Here is a 15,263-nt window from a genome sequence, read left to right as displayed (position 1 = left end):
CCCGGAACAGGGCCGTTTTCGTTGCGCGGCCTGAAACAATTTGCGTACCTTATCCATGCGGCGATTCTGTCCCTCACTCACGGATCTCCAGGCGTTCGAAGTCGCCGCGAGACATAGCAGTTTCACGCGCGCGGCGCAGGAATTGTGTGTCACGCAGGGCGCGGTCAGTAAGCAGGTGAAACATCTGGAGGAGTTCGTCGGCATCGAACTATTCCTGCGAATCAGGCAAGGCCTGGTCCTGACCGAGGCCGGACGCAGTTACCTGACCAAGATCCAGGCCGGGCTGGGCCAGATCGAAGCCGCCACCGTGGAACTGATCGCGCACCAGGGGCAGGGCGGCACGCTCAACCTGACCTGTATGCCGACTTTCGGGGCGCGCTGGCTGATCCCGCGCCTGACCGCCTTCATGCGCCTGCGGCCGGACATCCACGTCGAATTCCTGCCTCACCGCCAGGGCTATGATTTCTCCACCCCTGAACTGGACGCTGCCGTGCGCTTCGGCGAAGGCATCTGGCCGGGCAGTGGGGCGGACTACATCGTCGGCCGCGAAATCCTGCCGGTCGGCAGCCCGCGCCTGATCCCGGGCGGCTGTGCGGCGCCCGCGGACCTGCTGGCCTATCCGCTGCTGCACCATACCTCGGCGCTGGAAGGCTGGCGCGACTGGTTCGAGCAGGCTGGATGCGATACCCGGCGCAGCCTGGAAGGCGCGCGCTTCGACCAGTACGCGCTGCTGTCGCAGGCGGCCGCGGCCGGCTTCGGCGTGGCGCTGATTCCGCGCTGCCTGATCGAGGACGAGCTGCGCGACGGCAAGCTGGCCGTCGCCATCCAGCTGCCGATACGGGCGCGCATGGGGTACTACCTGTGCTATCCGGAGCAGAAGGCCAACCTGCCCACCCTGCAGGCTTTCCGTACCTGGCTGATGGAAGTGTCGCGGGCGGCCGAGCCGCAGCCGCAGGAAGATGTACGGACCGATCTAAAATAGACCCATCATGAGTCAAAAACTTACCAAGAAAGGCCGCGTTGTCGTCGGCATGTCCGGCGGGGTCGATTCTTCGGTCACCGCCTGGCTGCTCAAGCAGCAAGGCTACGAGGTCGTCGGCCTGTTCATGAAGAACTGGGAAGACGACGACGATTCCGAATACTGTTCCACCCGCCAGGACCTGCTGGACGCCGCCAGCGTCGCGGATCTGGTAGGGGTCGAGTTCGAGTTCGTCAATTTCGCCGCCGAATACAAGGACCGCGTGTTCGCGGAGTTCCTGCGCGAGTACTCCGCGGGCCGCACGCCCAACCCGGACGTGCTGTGCAATGCCGAGATCAAGTTCAAGGCCTTCCTCGACCATGCCATGGCGCTGGGCGCCGAGCATATCGCCACCGGCCACTACGCGCGGGTGCGCGAGGTGCCGGCCGAAGGCGGCGGCACGCAGTTCCAGCTGCTCAAGGCGCTGGATGCGTCCAAGGACCAGAGCTACTTCCTGCACCGCCTGAATCAGGCGCAGTTGTCGCGCACCATGTTCCCGCTGGGCGAGATCCACAAGACCGAGGTGCGGCGTATCGCGCACGAGATCGGCCTGCATAACGCCGCCAAGAAGGATTCCACGGGTATCTGCTTCATCGGCGAGCGGCCGTTCCGCGAGTTCCTGAATCGCTACCTGCCGACCGAGCCGGGTCCGATCATGACGCCGGAAGGTCAGAAGGTAGGCCGTCACGAAGGGCTGTCGTTCTATACGCTAGGCCAGCGCAAGGGCCTGGGCGTGGGCGGGGTGAAGGGGCGCCAGCGCGAGGACGGCACGGCCGAAGCCTGGTACGTGGCGCGCAAGGACCTGGAGCGCAATGTGCTCTACGTGGTGCAGGGGCATGACCATCCCTGGCTGCTGTCGGGCGAGCTGCGGGCGCAGGACGCGAGCTGGGTCGCCGGCCACGCGCCAGCCCCGGGCGCCTATGGCGCCAAGACGCGCTACCGCCAGGCCGATGCCGCGTGCAGTCTGGCTGGCGCTGCCGACGGCACCTTCAGCCTGAGCTTTACCGAACCGCAGTGGGCGGTCACGCCCGGGCAGTCCGCCGTGCTTTACGATGGCGAGGTTTGCCTGGGCGGCGGCATCATCCTCCTGTAGGTATGGGCGCCGCGCCGGCATTCGCCGCGTGACGTGCACGGATTTCAATCAAAGCCCCTCGGGCGCGGCCCTTGGGGCTTTGTTCATTACCAAGAAGAAAGAGGAGACAGTTGTGGATGTAACGATGGTGATTTGCCTGCTGGTGCTGGGCGGCGTGGTGGGTTTCGCCGCGGGCCTGCTGGGCATAGGCGGAGGCATGTTGCTGGTGCCTTTCCTGACGATGCTGTTCGCGTGGAAGGGCATGCCCGCCGACCTGGTTGTTCATGCCGCCATCGCCACGTCGATGACCTCGATCCTGTTCACTTCCATTTCCAGCGTGCGGGCGCACCAGCAGCGCGGCACGATCAAATGGAACATCGTCTGGGCGATGGCGCCGGGCATCATCATCGGCGGCCTCCTTTCGGGCGGCGCGGTCTTTGCCGCGCTCAGCACGCTGTGGCTGTCGCTGTTCTTCGCGCTGTTCGTCGGCTATTCCGGCTGGAGCATGCTGCAGAACAAGAAGCCCAAGCCCAGCCGCCAGATGCCGGGCGTGGTGGGCACCAGCGCGGCTGGCGCGGGCATCGGCTTTCTGTCTGGCCTGGTGGGCGCGGGCGGCGGTTTCCTGTCGGTGCCTTTCATGGTCTGGTGCAACGTGGCCCTGCACAACGCGGTGTCGACTTCGGCCGCGCTGGGCTTTCCCATCGCGCTGGCCAATAGCGTCGGTTACGTGGTGTCGGGCCTGAACTCGGGCGAAACGCGTCCGGGCATGCTGGGCTATATCTACTGGCCCGCCTTGATCGCGCTAGTCTGCACCAGCGTGCTGACGGCCCCGCTGGGCGCGCGCATGGCCCACCGCCTGCCGGTGCAGACCCTGAAGCGCGTGTTCGCCTGCCTGCTGTTCGCGCTGGCCGCGTACATGCTGTTCAAGGCCTGGCAGACGTTCAACGCCTGAGCCAGGTAGGGCTGCGCCGATAGAAAGGCGCAGCTCACGCAAAAGCGCCGCCGATGCAGAAGCACAGGCGGCGCAGAGGCAAAGGCAGAACGGAAGCGCGGGCGGAGCAGGGGCGAGGCCAAGTAGAAGCCGGGCCGCACGGATCCGGCTCCGCCGGTCCGTAGCGGCGCCCCCTGGGGGGAGGCGCGCAGCGCCTCGGGGGGGGCTTATCCTGGAACGGTATCGATGAAGGACTGGCGCTGCGACAGCTTGTCGTACAGGCGGGCCAGGTTCTGGTGGTTGGTGCGCCAGTCGAGCGCGGCGAAGCGCAGGTCCAGATAGCCCAGCGCGCAGCCGACGGCGATGTCGGCCAGGCTGTAGTTGATGCCCATGCAGTGGGCGTTGTCGCCCAGGCTCTTGTTCATCGCGTCAAGGCTGGCATGGATCTTGGAATACTGGCGCTCGATCCATTCGGGGCTGCGCTGAGCCTCGGGACGCTGGTTTTCCTTGACGATGGTCACGCAGGCGTCCAGGAGGCCATCGGCGATGGCTTCCCAGCACTTGACCGCGGCGCGATCGCGCCCCGGCTGAGGAATCAGGCGGGCAACAGGGGACAGGGTGTCGACGTATTCGACGATGACGCGCGAATCGAAGAGGGCGCCGCCATCTTCCATGACCAGGCAAGGTACCTTGCCCAGCGGGTTGTACGTTTGGATCTGCGTGTCGGCGGACCAGACGTTTTCGAGTTCAAGCCGGTAGTCCAGCTTTTTCTCGGCCATGACGATACGCACTTTGCGCACGTAAGGACTGGTAAGCGAGCCGATCAGTTTCATGGAGTCACAAGCGGAGTCGGAAAGCGGCCGAAGTATAGCAGGCCGCATGACGGCAAGACGGCCAAAAGGCCGGAATCTTCGTCAGTTTGCCACAATGTTGCGCGCTTCCGGATGATAAAATCGCCCGATTCGCTCATTCCCCGCTTTTTCTCTTCCAGACCATGCAAATCGCCGATCAGCTCAGCCAACTCAACGCCCTTTCGCCACTGGATGGCCGGTACGCTTCCCGGGGCGACGCGCTGCGCGGCCTGCTCTCCGAAGCCGGTTTCATGGCGCACCGCGTCGAGGTCGAGGTGGCCTGGCTGGTCGCGCTGTCCGACGCCGGCCTGCCGGAGCTGCCCGCCTTCTCCGAAGCCGCCCGCGCCCGCCTGCAACAATTGGTGCGCGACTTCTCCGAGGCCGACGCCGCCCGCATCAAGGACATCGAACGCGTCACCAACCATGACGTCAAGGCCGTCGAGTACTGGCTGAAGGAAAAAGTGGCCGATGACGCCGAGCTGGCCCGCGCCGCCGAGTTCATCCACTTCGCCTGCACCTCCGAGGACATCAACAACACCTCGCACGCGCTGATGCTGACGCGCGCCCGCAACGAGGTCGTGGTGCCGCGCCTGCGCGAACTCGCCGCCAAGCTGAACGACATGGCCGTGGCCCAGGCCGATCAGCCCATGCTGTCGCGTACCCACGGCCAGCCCGCCAGCCCGACGACGCTGGGCAAGGAATTCGCCAACGTGGCCGCGCGACTGAACCGCGCCATCGCCGCGGTCGAGGCCGTCGAACCGCTGGCCAAGCTGAACGGCGCCACCGGCAACTACAACGCGCACCTGTCGGCCTACCCCGAAATCGACTGGCCCGCCTTCAGCCAGCGCGTGCTGGCCGGCCTGGGCCTGACCCAGAACCGCCACACCATCCAGATCGAACCGCATGACTGGATGTCGGCCCTGTTCGACGCCATCACGCGCGCCAACATCATCGTGCTGGACCTGGATCGCGACGTCTGGGGTTACGTGGCGCTGGGCTATTTCAAGCAGCGCCTGAAGGAAGGCGAGGTCGGTTCCTCCACCATGCCGCATAAGGTCAACCCGATCGACTTCGAAAACTCCGAAGGCAACCTTGGCCTGGCCAACGCCGTGCTGCGCCACCTCGCGGACAAGCTGCCGATCTCCCGCTGGCAGCGCGACCTGACCGACTCCACCGTCCTGCGCAACCTGGGCGTGGGCCTGGGCTACTGCCTGGTGGCTTGGGATGCCTGCATGCGCGGCCTGGGCAAGCTTGAAGTCAACACCGTCGCCATCGACGCCGACATCGACGCCTGCTGGGAAGTGCTGGCCGAGCCGGTGCAGACCGTCATGCGCCGCTATGGCCTGCCGCAGCCGTACGAACAGCTCAAGGCCTTGACGCGCGGCAAGGGCATCACCGAGGAAGGCCTGCGAGAATTCATCCAGGGCCTGGCCCTGCCCGAAGAGCCCAAGGCGCGCCTGTTGGCGATGACCCCGCGCTCCTACATCGGGCTGGCCGCTGACTTGGCCCGGGCGGTATAGTCGCCTTGCCGCGCGCCCGGGGTGCGCGGCTTCTGTTGACCTTACGGGAGATTGCAATGAAGAAGTTGTCCACGCTCGCCGCGTTGGCCTGTATGACGGTTGGGCCCCTGCTGGCGACGAGCGCGTCCGCGCAGTTCGCCAAGCCCGAGGACGCCATCAAGTACCGCCAGTCGGCGCTGACGCTGATGGCTTCCCACTTCGGCCGCATGGCGCCGGTGGTCAAGGGCCAGCAGCCCTATGACGCCGCGCAGATCAAGGCCAATGTGGAAGTGCTGAAGACCTTGTCGGCCTTGCCGTGGACGGCTTTTGGCGCCGGAACCGAGGGCGGTGACGCGCGTCCTGAAGTCTGGAGCGACGCCGCGGGCTTCAAGCAGAAGCAGCAGGCCTTCCAGGACAATATCGTCAAGCTGTCGGCCGCTGCCGATGCCGGCGACCTGGACAAGCTGCGCGCTGCATTCGGCGACGTCGGCGCAAGCTGCAAGGCCTGTCACGACTCGTACCGCAAGAAGAAATAAAGCGCCTGCCGTCCGCGGGCGGCATGTGGACAAAGAGGCGCCAGCGTAAACGTTGGCGCTTTTTTTATGGCATTGCCGAGCGTGAGTCCGTGGGGCCGCGCATCGGTCCTGCACAGGGGGGAGGGGATGAGATCTTTTGATGAGCTGGTGGCAGAGGCCGAAACCGCCGATGTCAGCGGGTGGGGCTTCGGCTGGCTGGCGGGGCGCGCTTCCGAGGAGCGTCCGGCGTGGGGCTATGCCAGGCTGCTTGCGCAGCGCCTGGCCAGCGTGCAGTCGGCGCTGGACCTGGATACGGGCGGCGGCGAAGTGCTGTGCGAGGCTCCCCGCTTTCCGCCGGTGATGTGCGCGACCGAGGCCTGGCCGCCCAATGCCAGGAAAGCGCATGAGCGCCTGGCCGCTCGTGGCGTGCGGCTAGTGCAGACGGCGCCGGGCGCGGGCTTGCCGTTTGCCGATGCGTCGTTTGAACTCGTGACGTCCAGGCATCCCGTGAGCCCGGATTGGGCAGAAGTCCGCCGGGTCCTCAGGCCGGGCGGGCATTACTTCGCCCAGCATGTGGGGCCGGCTTCGGCCTTCGAACTGATCGAGCATTTCCTGGGGCCTTTGCCAGCGGCGCGGCGCCAGCGCGATCCGCAGGATGAAGCGGCCGCCGCGGAGGCTGCGGGATTGACCGTGACGGACTTGCGCACGGCCCGCTGCCAGATGGTGTTCCATGACGTGGGCGCCGTGATCTGGATCCTGCGCAAGTGCGTGTGGTGGGTGCCCGATTTTTCGGTGGCGAAGTATCGCGATGCCCTGTTGGCGCTGCATGAGCGGATGCGCGGCGGAGAGCCGTTCGTGGCCCATTCGACGCGGCACTTGATCGAGGCGCGGCGTTGAGCGGGCCGCAGCGCTGCTTTCGCGCCGTGTGAGCCGGTCAGGAAAAAGACATGTCGGCCGCCACTTCCAGCGACCGGATCCACAGCACCAGGCCCGTGACACAGGCGCCCAGCACCAGCGCGCGCAGCCAGACGGCGAAACCGTCCTGCGTCGGGGGCGTGCCGGCGGGCACGTCCTTGGCATCGACCTTGCCGGTGATGATGGCGCGCACCAGGCGCTTGCGGCGCACCAGCGCGTACCAGAGCACAGCTGCAATATGAAGGGCGACCAGGGCCAGGATGACCCACTCGTTCAGCTTGTGCCAGGACGTCATGGCGGCGGAAATGGATTCGCTGACGTGGCCGAACAAGGGGCCCTGCGTCATGATGTCGTCGGTGGTGAACAGGCCGCTGAGCGCCTGGAAGCCGATGACCAGCAGCAGCGCCAGCACCGATAGCGCGCCCAGCGGGTTGTGGCCTGCGGGCGCCGCGGCGCCCTTCAGGTAGCGGGCCACGGCCGCCGGGCCGCGCACGAAGTGCGAGAAGCGGGCGTAGCGCGGGCCGACGAATCCCCACAGCAGGCGAAACAGGATCAGGCCCAGCGCCGTACAGCCGAAGCGCACGTGCCAGTCCATGTACAGGCCGCCCAGCTTCACGCTGACGAACGCGCCGACGATGCAGGCGACGAGCGCCCAATGGAAGAGGCGGGTGGGAAGGTCCCAGATGTGGACCGCGAGACGGTTGTTCTGCATGGTGGGATCGCCAGGGCTGTATTGCCGGGGACTTTATCACGCACAAATTGCCCCGTTGCTGGCGCAACGGGGCGGGGTACCGCTTCAGTGAGTGGCGCTGCGCACCGGTTCGATGCGATGTACGTGCTCATGGCGGAAGCGGATGCGCTGGCCGGGGGCCTTTTGCGCGGGTGCGCCGCAGGGCACGACTTCCGTCGTGTAGGTGGTCGTGCCGTCGATGGGCGCGTTGTAGATGACCGTGGCGCGGATTTCCGGGCCATTTGCGGGCTTCAGGTAAACGATGTCGCCGATATGGATCGGCATGTTGTCCAGCGTGGTATGGGCCGGGCGTCGGATCAGGTCCGAAGTCGTGAAACGAGTATTCATGGTGTTTGTTCTCTTGGTTTCTAGTTATGGGAAAAGCCGCGTCTGGTCGCGTGGCGTGCAGCATTCCTGCCGCGTGCCGCTGCCAGCCGTATCGAATCGGACAGGCGTGTCGTGACACTAACGCATATTTGCCGCCGTCCTTTTGCGCATTCTCATGTTTTGCGCGCACGGCCAGGCGGCGCAATGCTGTCCATCAGTCCGGGACAGCATCGTTTCGGGCTGCGCGATGCGCGAACATGCACAAAGCATGCGTGCGGACGTACGCGGCCCGAGGGTTCGTGCAGGACAGGCAGGCCCTGCTGATTGCGGCGCGGTTATCGGTAATCGTCGCTTGCGCGTGTTGTAAGCGCCGCTGATTGTCTTGTTGCTTCTTGCCAAGCCGGACTGGCGGTTTGGTGAAGGCGTCTTGTTCCAGGCCGCAATCCGGATTTGCGGTTTTCGCAAATGGGACGGGATGCTTGGGCTTGGATGTTTTCGAGGGTCTGCTTCGGCGTCTGGGGAGGGGCTGATGTACAGGCCTCAGTGCCAGCGCCGTCGTTTGTCACCGCGTTTTTTCGTATGGAATTTGGCGAAAACGGCAGAACTCAACCGGTAATATTACAGGCAGTTGATGCTTTTGGCAAGTGTTTTGTGGTAGGGAGGAGACTCCTCCCCCGTCCTTGGCCTTTAATGGGTTGCCGGGCGAGCCTGGCGCTGGGCTTCGATGATGAGGCCTTCCAGGCGCGGCGACATGCGCAGCGCCACTTGCGCGCTGGTCTGGCCGTCCGGCTGGTTTTCGGTTTCCAGGGCGAGTTCGATGCGCTCGTTGTCGAAGGCTTCGGGGGCGGCCTGGATCTCCACATAGCGGGCCAGCAAGGCGTCGACCGCCTTTTGCGCGTCGGCCAGCGCCTCGTCGGACAATTGCCCAGGGCTCAGGTACTGGTTGACCACCCGCGCCAGATCGGTCATGAAGAACAGCAGGGCGGCCGCGCCGCGGCAATCGGGATGGGCAAAGCCCCAGGTATCGGAGGTGGCGTTTTGAGTCATGTCTTGGGGCTGAGCTGTGTTGCAGGGCCGTAATGGCGGAAAACGCCATTTTATGGGATCGGACTACAGGCCCGCATCAGGCATACTGCCATGCCTATGATCAGACTCGCACGACCTTCAGACCTGGCCAGCCTGGCCGATATCGAACGCTCCGCCGCGCGGCGCTTCCTGGGCACGCACATGGCGTGGGCCGCCGGCGACGATACGGCGCCGCACGCCGAGCTGGCGCAGGCGCAGGCGGCCGGATTGCTTTGGATCGTAGAAGGCGAGGGCCAAGCCGCAGGCTTTGCGCTGACCCGGCCCATGGATGGCGATCTCTACCTGGCCGAAATGGCGGTAGCGCTGCCGTGGCAGGGGCGCGGCCTGGGCCGGGCGCTTCTGGCCGCCGTGTGTGCGCATGCCCGCAATGCCGGCTGCTACCGGTTCGTGGTGCTGACCACCGACCGCGAACTATCCTGGAACAGGCCGTTTTATCTGCGGCAAGGTTTCGTCGACGTCGCGACAGGGGAACTCTCGCCCGGGTTGCGGACGCGCCTGAGCCATGAGGCGGCCATGGGTTTTGATCCTGCCCGCCGCTGCGCCATGGCGTATCCCCTGGAGCCATGATGCGGGCGGCGCCCCCTGTGTCAACACGCTTCGATAGCAACAAAATCCGCCCGCTGGCAGCGTCGGAAAGCGCCTTCGGGATAATCTGCCGGAGGGCGGCCGCCCGGTTCGCGGGCGGCGCCGGTTTCGCGAACCCGCATGCAAGGAGGATGGGCATGGCATTGCTGCGAGCTTGCCTGCTGGGCCTGGCGATGGCATCGATGCTGTTTCTGTCGGCCTGCGTCAACAAGGAACCCCAGGAGCGGGCCGCCTTCATCCAGCTGCTGCAAAGCCGGATGAACAGCGCGTCGCTGCTGCCCATCGGCAGCCTGAGCGAACCTGAAAAGGAGGCCATCGGCGGCTATGCCGATGCCTATGAGGTCATCGCCGATTTTCAGGAAATCCTGACGCAGGCAGCGGCGTCCATGCGTGACGCGTCGGAAGCCGAGACCCTGCGTTCCGTGGCCGATATCGTGGAACGGCGGGACCGCCTGGAGGCCGCGCGCAAGACGCTGGCCGAGCAGGCAGCCGAGGTGCAGCGGGCCCAGGCCAAGGCGGATAAGGCGCGTGCGGCGCTGGCGCTCCCGGCCGATCTGGCGCCCGTCTACGACGGTGTTTATGACGAAGCCGTGACGGCGCCCGCGGCCGAGGTGTTGGATGCCGCGGCCGCCATGGACGCGGTGGCGCGCGATGCGCTGGGCGTGGCGGATTTCGTCGCCGCCCATGCGCAGGACATCCTGCTGACGGACGGGCAGGCGCGTGTCGCCACGCCCACGCTGCAGCAGGAGCTGAACCTACGCCTGCAGGGATTGAACGCGCAGTCGGATGCTCTGGAGCACGCGCGCGCCGCCTTGCGCCAGGCTGCCGGGCAGCCGCAGGACGCCCGCTGAACGGCGCTTTGTACAATGCGGGTCTCGCGGCGTCAGCCGAGCCTGGGACGTAATATGAGCGAATCTTCCAGCATGCACTACAGAACCTTTCTGCTCCTGCTGGTGGTGGTCACCATCGCATTCGGCTGGTTGTTGTGGCCTTTCTACGGCGCTGTTTTCTGGGGTGCTGTCCTTGCCATCATCTTTGCGCCGCTGCAGCGCCGGCTGGTGGCGCGCATCGGCGGACGGCGCAACCTGGCCGCGCTGATCACCTTGCTGCTGGTGCTGCTGCTGGTGATCCTGCCGCTCATCGTCATCAGCGGATCGCTGGTGCGCGAAGGGGCGAACCTCTATCAGAGCGTCAAGTCCGGGCAGATCAACTTCGGCGACTATTTCCAGCAGGCCATGGCGGCTTTGCCGCCGTCGGTGCATGATCTGCTGTCGCGCTTCGACCTGGCCGACATACCGAGCCTGCAGGAAAAACTCAGCGCGGGCGCCATGCAGGCCAGCCAGTTCCTGGCGACCCAGGCCTTGAACATAGGGCAGGACACGTTCCAGTTCGTGATCAGCTTCGGCATCATGCTGTACCTGCTGTTCTTCCTGTTGCGCGACGGCCCGCAGCTATCGGCGCGGCTCAAGCGCGCCATGCCGCTGAGCGACACGCACAAGCAGCATCTGCTGCGCAAGTTCACCACCGTGGTGCGCGCCACCGTCAAGGGCAACGTCGCGGTGGCCGCGGCGCAGGGCGCGCTGGGCGGCATCATCTTCTCGATCCTGTCGATCCAGGGTGCGCTGCTGTGGGGCGTGATCATGGGCTTTCTGTCCTTGCTGCCGGCGATCGGCGCGGGGTTGATCTGGGCTCCGGTCGCGATCTACTTCCTGTTGACCGGGGCCACGATCAAAGGCGTCGTGCTGATCCTCTTCGGCGTGCTGGTCATCGGCATGGTGGACAACGTGCTGCGCCCCATTCTGGTCGGCAAGGACACCAAGATGCCGGACTATGTGGTGCTGATATCCACGCTGGGCGGCATGGCTTTGTTCGGCCTGAACGGTTTCGTGATCGGCCCCTTGATTGCCGCGCTGTTCATGGCAAGCTGGGATTTGTTTGCCCCGCCGGTGGAAGGATTCGCGGACGACGCCGCAGACAAGTCGCGCGCCCGAAAGTAGGCGCGGCGGATCGCCCGCCAGTCCGTCCGTTGCAAGACGGGTGTATGGTGTAGCAGGCCGGCTTCCATCGGGGCCGGCCTGTCGTATCAACCTCGACTTTTCGGGAGCGCGTCGGACATGGAATGGAAACTGCATCGATCGGGCTGGATCGAAGAACGCAACTTCGACATCGAATTCGCCGAGACGCCCGACGGCTACCACGCCCGGGTGCGGGTCTTCGGATTCCCGGTGCTGGAAGACACCAAGCATGTGTTTCCCAATGAGGCGCTGGCTGAAAAAGGGGCGCTGACGCTGCTCAAGACCCAGTTCACCGGCACCCCGGATCTGGAAGACCGGTAGACGTACCCGGCGGCGCGCCTCTGTAGTAAATTGGGGACGCGCCAGTTACGCCACATCCGTCTTGACGCGGCGAGGGGATTCCCATGGCGCGGATTGTGCGATTGCGAACTTCTGCAATAATTTCTGACGTTCGTTCGTCCTCTGGCCGTGGGCCGAGCGGAGCGTATCGGGAGGCGCATGGGTCCAGAGGTGTGGTTTCGATCGGCAGGCCGACGTTTGCGGACGTCGCAAGGCGAGGCCCCCGTGGCTGACGCCGAGAGCCTGGCCGTCGCGCGGACGCGTCGGCCGCGCCGCTATTCCATGCGCACGGGCCTGCTCACACTCGTGTTCGCGTGTATCACGCCCGCGCTGGTCATGGCGTCCGTGGCGGTCTACGAAAGCTACGTCATCCAGAAAGAGCGGATCTTCCGCGACACGATATTCCTGGCGCGCAATCTCACCGCGATTCTCGACCGCGAACTCACCGGCGTGGAGGCCGGCCTGCAAATGCTGGCGTCGTCGCCAGATCTCGTCGCCGGCGATCTGGCCGGTTTTCATCGGCGGGCGCGTGAATCCGTGCGTTTCCAGATCATCGACAGCTATGTCCTGACCGACAAGGATGGCCGCCAGTTGATCAATACGTCCGTGCCGTTCGGCAACGCCTTGCCGCCGACCGGCGCGTCCGCCGAGCTGGCCCACGTTTTCCAGACGCGCACGGCGGTGCTGACGGGGCTGTTCACCAGCAGGGTCAATCAAGGCCCCCTGATTGCGCTGGGCGTGCCGGTGCTGCGCAACGGCGAGGTCGCATACAGCTTGAACGTTGGCATCCTGCCTGAACGCATCGGCAATCTGCTGGGCAGGCGCGCCCTGCCGGACGGCTGGGTGGCAGCCGTGCTGGACGACAGCGGCACGATCCTCGCGCGCACACGAGACACCTCGAAATTCGTGGGCCAGAAGGCCGTTCCCGAACTGGCGCGGGCGGTGCAGCAGGAAAGCGAGGGCTCGCTGGAAACCATTACCAAGGAAGGCACGCCCGTCTACACCGCCTTCAGCCGCTCGTCGTTATCCGGCTGGACGGTTGCCGCCGGCGCGCCGATGAGTCTGCTGACCACGGATCTTTACCGCTCCATCGCCTGGATTGCCCTGGGCACCTTGTTGGCCTTCGGCCTGGGCTTGCTGCTGGCCTTGCGGTTGGCCAGCCGCCTGACCTCGTCCGTGCAGAGCCTGGTCGCGCCGGCGCTGGCGCTGGGCAAGGGGCATGCGGTGACGGTGCCGGGCACGCGCGTCAAAGAGGTTGCGGAAGTGGGCGGCGCCCTGGTACAGGCCTCGCGCATGCTGACGCATGCCCAGCACCTGGCGCACTACGATCCGCTGACCGGCCTGTGCAACCGCGTGCTGTTCAACGAATTGGTGCTGCGCGAGCTGGCGGTGGCGCAGCGCAGCGGTGAATCCTTCGCCATCCTGGCGATCGATCTGGACGGCTTCAAGGCGGTCAACGACCTGCATGGCCACGCCGCCGGCGATGCCGTGCTGCAGGAAGCGGCGGAGCGCATGGCTGACGCGATCCGCGTGTCCGACGTGGCGGCGCGGCTTGGGGGCGATGAATTCGCGGTCCTGCTGCTGGGCGCGGACAAGGAAAACGCCGGGCATGTCGCGCAGGCGCTGGTCGAAAACCTGTCCCTGCCGTATCCCGACGTCACTGTCGCCGTGTCAGCCAGCGTGGGCATTGCCGTGTATCCGCAATCCGGCGTCACCGTGCGCGAATTGCTGGAGCGCGCGGACCGGGCGCTGTACAAGGCCAAGGGACAGGGCAAGCGCAGGGTGGAGGCGGACCAGTAGCTCCGCGCGCCTCAGGACTCGGAGAGCGGCGGCGCCAGGGCGGTCAGGACTTCGCCCGATTTCAGCCTGTACCGGTTCCGGTCCAGCGGCAACACCAGCTCCCCCTCGGTGGTGCGGTGTATGTAGCGGGCCGCGTCAGGCCGGGCCGCGTCAGGCCGGGCCGCGGCTGTTCCCGGCATTTCCGCCCGCAAGAACACCTCAATCCGGTAGAGCCGGCCCGATTCCGTGCTGGCCAGCACGTCGCTCAATCTGCGTGTGGATATGGTCATGCGGCGCTTGCTCCTTTTTCTGCATTGTTCCGGCGGGCATTCTGAATACGGGGGGGTGCTGGCTTCATTGCAAGGCGGAGCGCCGCCGCGGGACGTGCGGCTTTTCGCTAAACTGCCCGGCTTGACGCCCCAAGGCGGGCAATCGGAATCGGTAATGCAACTCTCCCTGAGCCGGAACACGGCGACTTCACTGGGCTTGCTGGCGGTGCTGCTATGGGGCACCGTGGTCGGCCTGATCCGCAGCGTCAGCGAAAGCTTTGGGCCGGTCGGCGGCGCCGCGCTCATTTACACGGCGGGTTCGGCGTTCCTGGTGCTGCTGCTGGGCTTTCCGAAGCTGCGGACCTTTCCGCGTTCCTATCTCATCGTCGGCAGCCTGCTGTTCGTTGCCTACGAGATCTGCCTCTCGCTCTCCCTGGGATTCGCCGCCAATCGGGGGCAGGCGATCGAGCTGGGTATCGTCAACTATCTCTGGCCCTGCTTTACCGTGATTCTGGCCATGCTCATCAATGGCCAGCGCGCCAATGCGTGGGTAGTGCCCGGCATACTGCTGTCGCTTGCCGGCATCGTCTGGGTCCTGGGCGGATCCGGCGGGCTATCCTGGGAGCGCACCCTCGCCAACGTGTCCAGCAATCCCCTCAGTTATGGGCTGGCCTTCAGCGGCGCCGTGATCTGGGCCGTCTATTGCAACGTCACGACGCGATTCGCCGATGGCAAGAACGGCGTTGCCTTGTTCTTCATGCTGACCGCGCTTGCCCTGTGGATCAAGTACCTGTCGGGCGCCGAGCCTGCGTTGGCCTTCACGTGGCCCGCCACGCTGGAGCTGCTGGTGACCGGCGGCGCCATGGCAGCGGGCTATGCGCTGTGGAACGTAGGGATACTCAAAGGCAACCTGACCTTGCTGGCCACGGCGTCCTACTTCACCCCGGTGTTTTCAACATTCTTTGCCGCCGTGTGGCTGTCGACCCGCCTGACCGCGTCGTTCTGGCAGGGCGTGGCCATGGTGACCGCCGGGTCGCTGCTGTGCTGGGCCGCAACGCGCGGCAAAGCCGCCCGGGGCGCGTAGCCCCAGGCGCATGCGTTGCAGTGATGGAATTATTCGATCAGCACGGTCTGCGCGACCGCGTATCCGAGCGGAATCAACAAGAGTGAAGCAAACAAGGAACTGGTAATCGCCGCCGAGATTCTCAGCCAGGGTTCGGACCCTGCGCTTTGAACCGTTTGAATCACCAACGCGACGATACCCACAACCATCAAACAGCTGATAACCACTGCTACATAAGTCATGTTGTCTCCGTCCTCGCCTGATTAAAG

General features: G+C 65.4%; 18 protein-coding genes. 12 read left to right on the top strand and 6 right to left on the bottom strand.

Annotated features, from left to right (window positions below; translation table 11 throughout):
• Positions 1-55: 55 nt before the first annotated feature.
• The 3 genes from HV766_RS19065 to HV766_RS19055 all read left to right on the top strand — a co-directional run bounded on the left by HV766_RS19065 (position 56) and on the right by HV766_RS19055 (position 3,042).
• Positions 56-982 carry a LysR substrate-binding domain-containing protein gene (locus HV766_RS19065; protein ID WP_175181693.1) on the top strand — a complete coding sequence of 309 codons (927 nt, stop codon included), beginning with the start codon at positions 56-58 and terminating at the stop codon, positions 980-982.
• A 7-nt stretch (positions 983-989) separates the two neighbouring features.
• Positions 990-2,111 carry a tRNA 2-thiouridine(34) synthase MnmA gene (mnmA, locus tag HV766_RS19060; RefSeq protein WP_175181692.1) on the top strand — a complete coding sequence of 374 codons (1,122 nt, stop codon included), beginning with the start codon at positions 990-992 and terminating at the stop codon, positions 2,109-2,111.
• Positions 2,112-2,223: 112 nt separating this feature from the next.
• Positions 2,224-3,042: a sulfite exporter TauE/SafE family protein gene (locus tag HV766_RS19055; protein ID WP_054451099.1), complete on the top strand. Its 819-nt coding sequence runs from the start codon at positions 2,224-2,226 to the stop codon at positions 3,040-3,042.
• A 206-nt stretch (positions 3,043-3,248) separates the two neighbouring features.
• On the opposite strand, the gene HV766_RS19050 is transcribed toward HV766_RS19055, so the two are convergent.
• A complete protein-coding gene (locus tag HV766_RS19050) occupies positions 3,249-3,854 on the bottom strand; it encodes a glutathione S-transferase (protein WP_054451100.1) in 606 nt (201 codons plus the stop codon).
• A gap of 161 nt (positions 3,855-4,015) precedes the next feature.
• On the opposite strand from HV766_RS19050, the gene purB reads away from it, so the two are divergent.
• The 3 genes from purB (at position 4,016) to HV766_RS19035 (ending at position 6,783) form a co-directional block, all read left to right on the top strand.
• Positions 4,016-5,392: an adenylosuccinate lyase gene (gene purB / locus HV766_RS19045; protein WP_054451101.1), complete on the top strand. Its 1,377-nt coding sequence runs from the start codon at positions 4,016-4,018 to the stop codon at positions 5,390-5,392.
• Between the two features lie 56 nt (positions 5,393-5,448).
• Positions 5,449-5,907, top strand: a complete 459-nt coding sequence (locus tag HV766_RS19040; protein WP_175163219.1) for a c-type cytochrome — start codon at positions 5,449-5,451, stop codon at positions 5,905-5,907.
• 126 nt (positions 5,908-6,033) lie between these two features.
• Positions 6,034-6,783 carry a class I SAM-dependent methyltransferase gene (locus HV766_RS19035; RefSeq protein ID WP_175181691.1) on the top strand — a complete coding sequence of 250 codons (750 nt, stop codon included), beginning with the start codon at positions 6,034-6,036 and terminating at the stop codon, positions 6,781-6,783.
• Between the two features lie 37 nt (positions 6,784-6,820).
• On the opposite strand, the gene HV766_RS19030 is transcribed toward HV766_RS19035, so the two are convergent.
• The 3 genes from HV766_RS19030 to HV766_RS19020 form a co-directional block, all read right to left on the bottom strand.
• Positions 6,821-7,513 carry a cytochrome b/b6 domain-containing protein gene (locus HV766_RS19030; protein WP_175181690.1) on the bottom strand — a complete coding sequence of 231 codons (693 nt, stop codon included), beginning with the start codon at positions 7,511-7,513 and terminating at the stop codon, positions 6,821-6,823.
• 84 nt (positions 7,514-7,597) lie between these two features.
• A complete protein-coding gene (locus tag HV766_RS19025; protein WP_054451105.1) occupies positions 7,598-7,879 on the bottom strand; it encodes a hypothetical protein in 282 nt (93 codons plus the stop codon).
• Between the two features lie 666 nt (positions 7,880-8,545).
• Positions 8,546-8,905 carry a hypothetical protein gene (locus HV766_RS19020; RefSeq protein WP_119450525.1) on the bottom strand — a complete coding sequence of 120 codons (360 nt, stop codon included), beginning with the start codon at positions 8,903-8,905 and terminating at the stop codon, positions 8,546-8,548.
• 90 nt (positions 8,906-8,995) lie between these two features.
• Here HV766_RS19020 and HV766_RS19015 point away from each other — a divergent pair, with 90 nt between their 5' ends.
• The 5 genes from HV766_RS19015 to HV766_RS18995 all read left to right on the top strand — a co-directional run bounded on the left by HV766_RS19015 (position 8,996) and on the right by HV766_RS18995 (position 13,683).
• Positions 8,996-9,511 carry a GNAT family N-acetyltransferase gene (locus HV766_RS19015; protein WP_225590494.1) on the top strand — a complete coding sequence of 172 codons (516 nt, stop codon included), beginning with the start codon at positions 8,996-8,998 and terminating at the stop codon, positions 9,509-9,511.
• A gap of 155 nt (positions 9,512-9,666) precedes the next feature.
• Entirely contained in the window at positions 9,667-10,380 is a 714-nt protein-coding gene (locus HV766_RS19010; protein ID WP_054451333.1) for a DUF3053 family protein, read from the top strand.
• Between the two features lie 54 nt (positions 10,381-10,434).
• Positions 10,435-11,526, top strand: a complete 1,092-nt coding sequence (locus tag HV766_RS19005) for an AI-2E family transporter (RefSeq protein ID WP_054451108.1) — start codon at positions 10,435-10,437, stop codon at positions 11,524-11,526.
• A gap of 117 nt (positions 11,527-11,643) precedes the next feature.
• On the top strand, positions 11,644-11,865 hold the full coding sequence (locus HV766_RS19000; protein ID WP_054451109.1) for a hypothetical protein: 222 nt from the start codon (positions 11,644-11,646) through the stop codon (positions 11,863-11,865).
• Between the two features lie 243 nt (positions 11,866-12,108).
• Positions 12,109-13,683 carry a GGDEF domain-containing protein gene (locus tag HV766_RS18995; RefSeq protein ID WP_054451110.1) on the top strand — a complete coding sequence of 525 codons (1,575 nt, stop codon included), beginning with the start codon at positions 12,109-12,111 and terminating at the stop codon, positions 13,681-13,683.
• A gap of 11 nt (positions 13,684-13,694) precedes the next feature.
• Here HV766_RS18995 and HV766_RS18990 read toward each other — a convergent pair whose 3' ends face one another.
• Complete coding sequence (locus HV766_RS18990; protein ID WP_175163213.1) at positions 13,695-13,952, bottom strand: 6-phosphofructokinase; 258 nt, start codon at positions 13,950-13,952, stop codon at positions 13,695-13,697.
• Positions 13,953-14,106: 154 nt separating this feature from the next.
• On the opposite strand from HV766_RS18990, the gene yddG reads away from it, so the two are divergent.
• Positions 14,107-15,015 (top strand): aromatic amino acid DMT transporter YddG, encoded by a 909-nt coding sequence (yddG, locus tag HV766_RS18985; protein ID WP_054451112.1) that lies wholly within the window; start codon positions 14,107-14,109, stop codon positions 15,013-15,015.
• A 29-nt stretch (positions 15,016-15,044) separates the two neighbouring features.
• Here yddG and HV766_RS18980 read toward each other — a convergent pair whose 3' ends face one another.
• The gene (locus HV766_RS18980) at positions 15,045-15,236 is read right to left on the bottom strand and encodes a hypothetical protein (RefSeq protein WP_054451113.1); all 192 of its coding nucleotides are present in this window, start codon (positions 15,234-15,236) and stop codon (positions 15,045-15,047) included.
• Positions 15,237-15,263: the final 27 nt, after the last annotated feature.

The organism is Achromobacter aegrifaciens (assembly GCF_902859735.1).
Lineage (GTDB): Bacteria > Pseudomonadota > Gammaproteobacteria > Burkholderiales > Burkholderiaceae_B > Achromobacter > Achromobacter aegrifaciens.
This window is presented reverse-complemented; position numbering and strand designations above follow the sequence as displayed.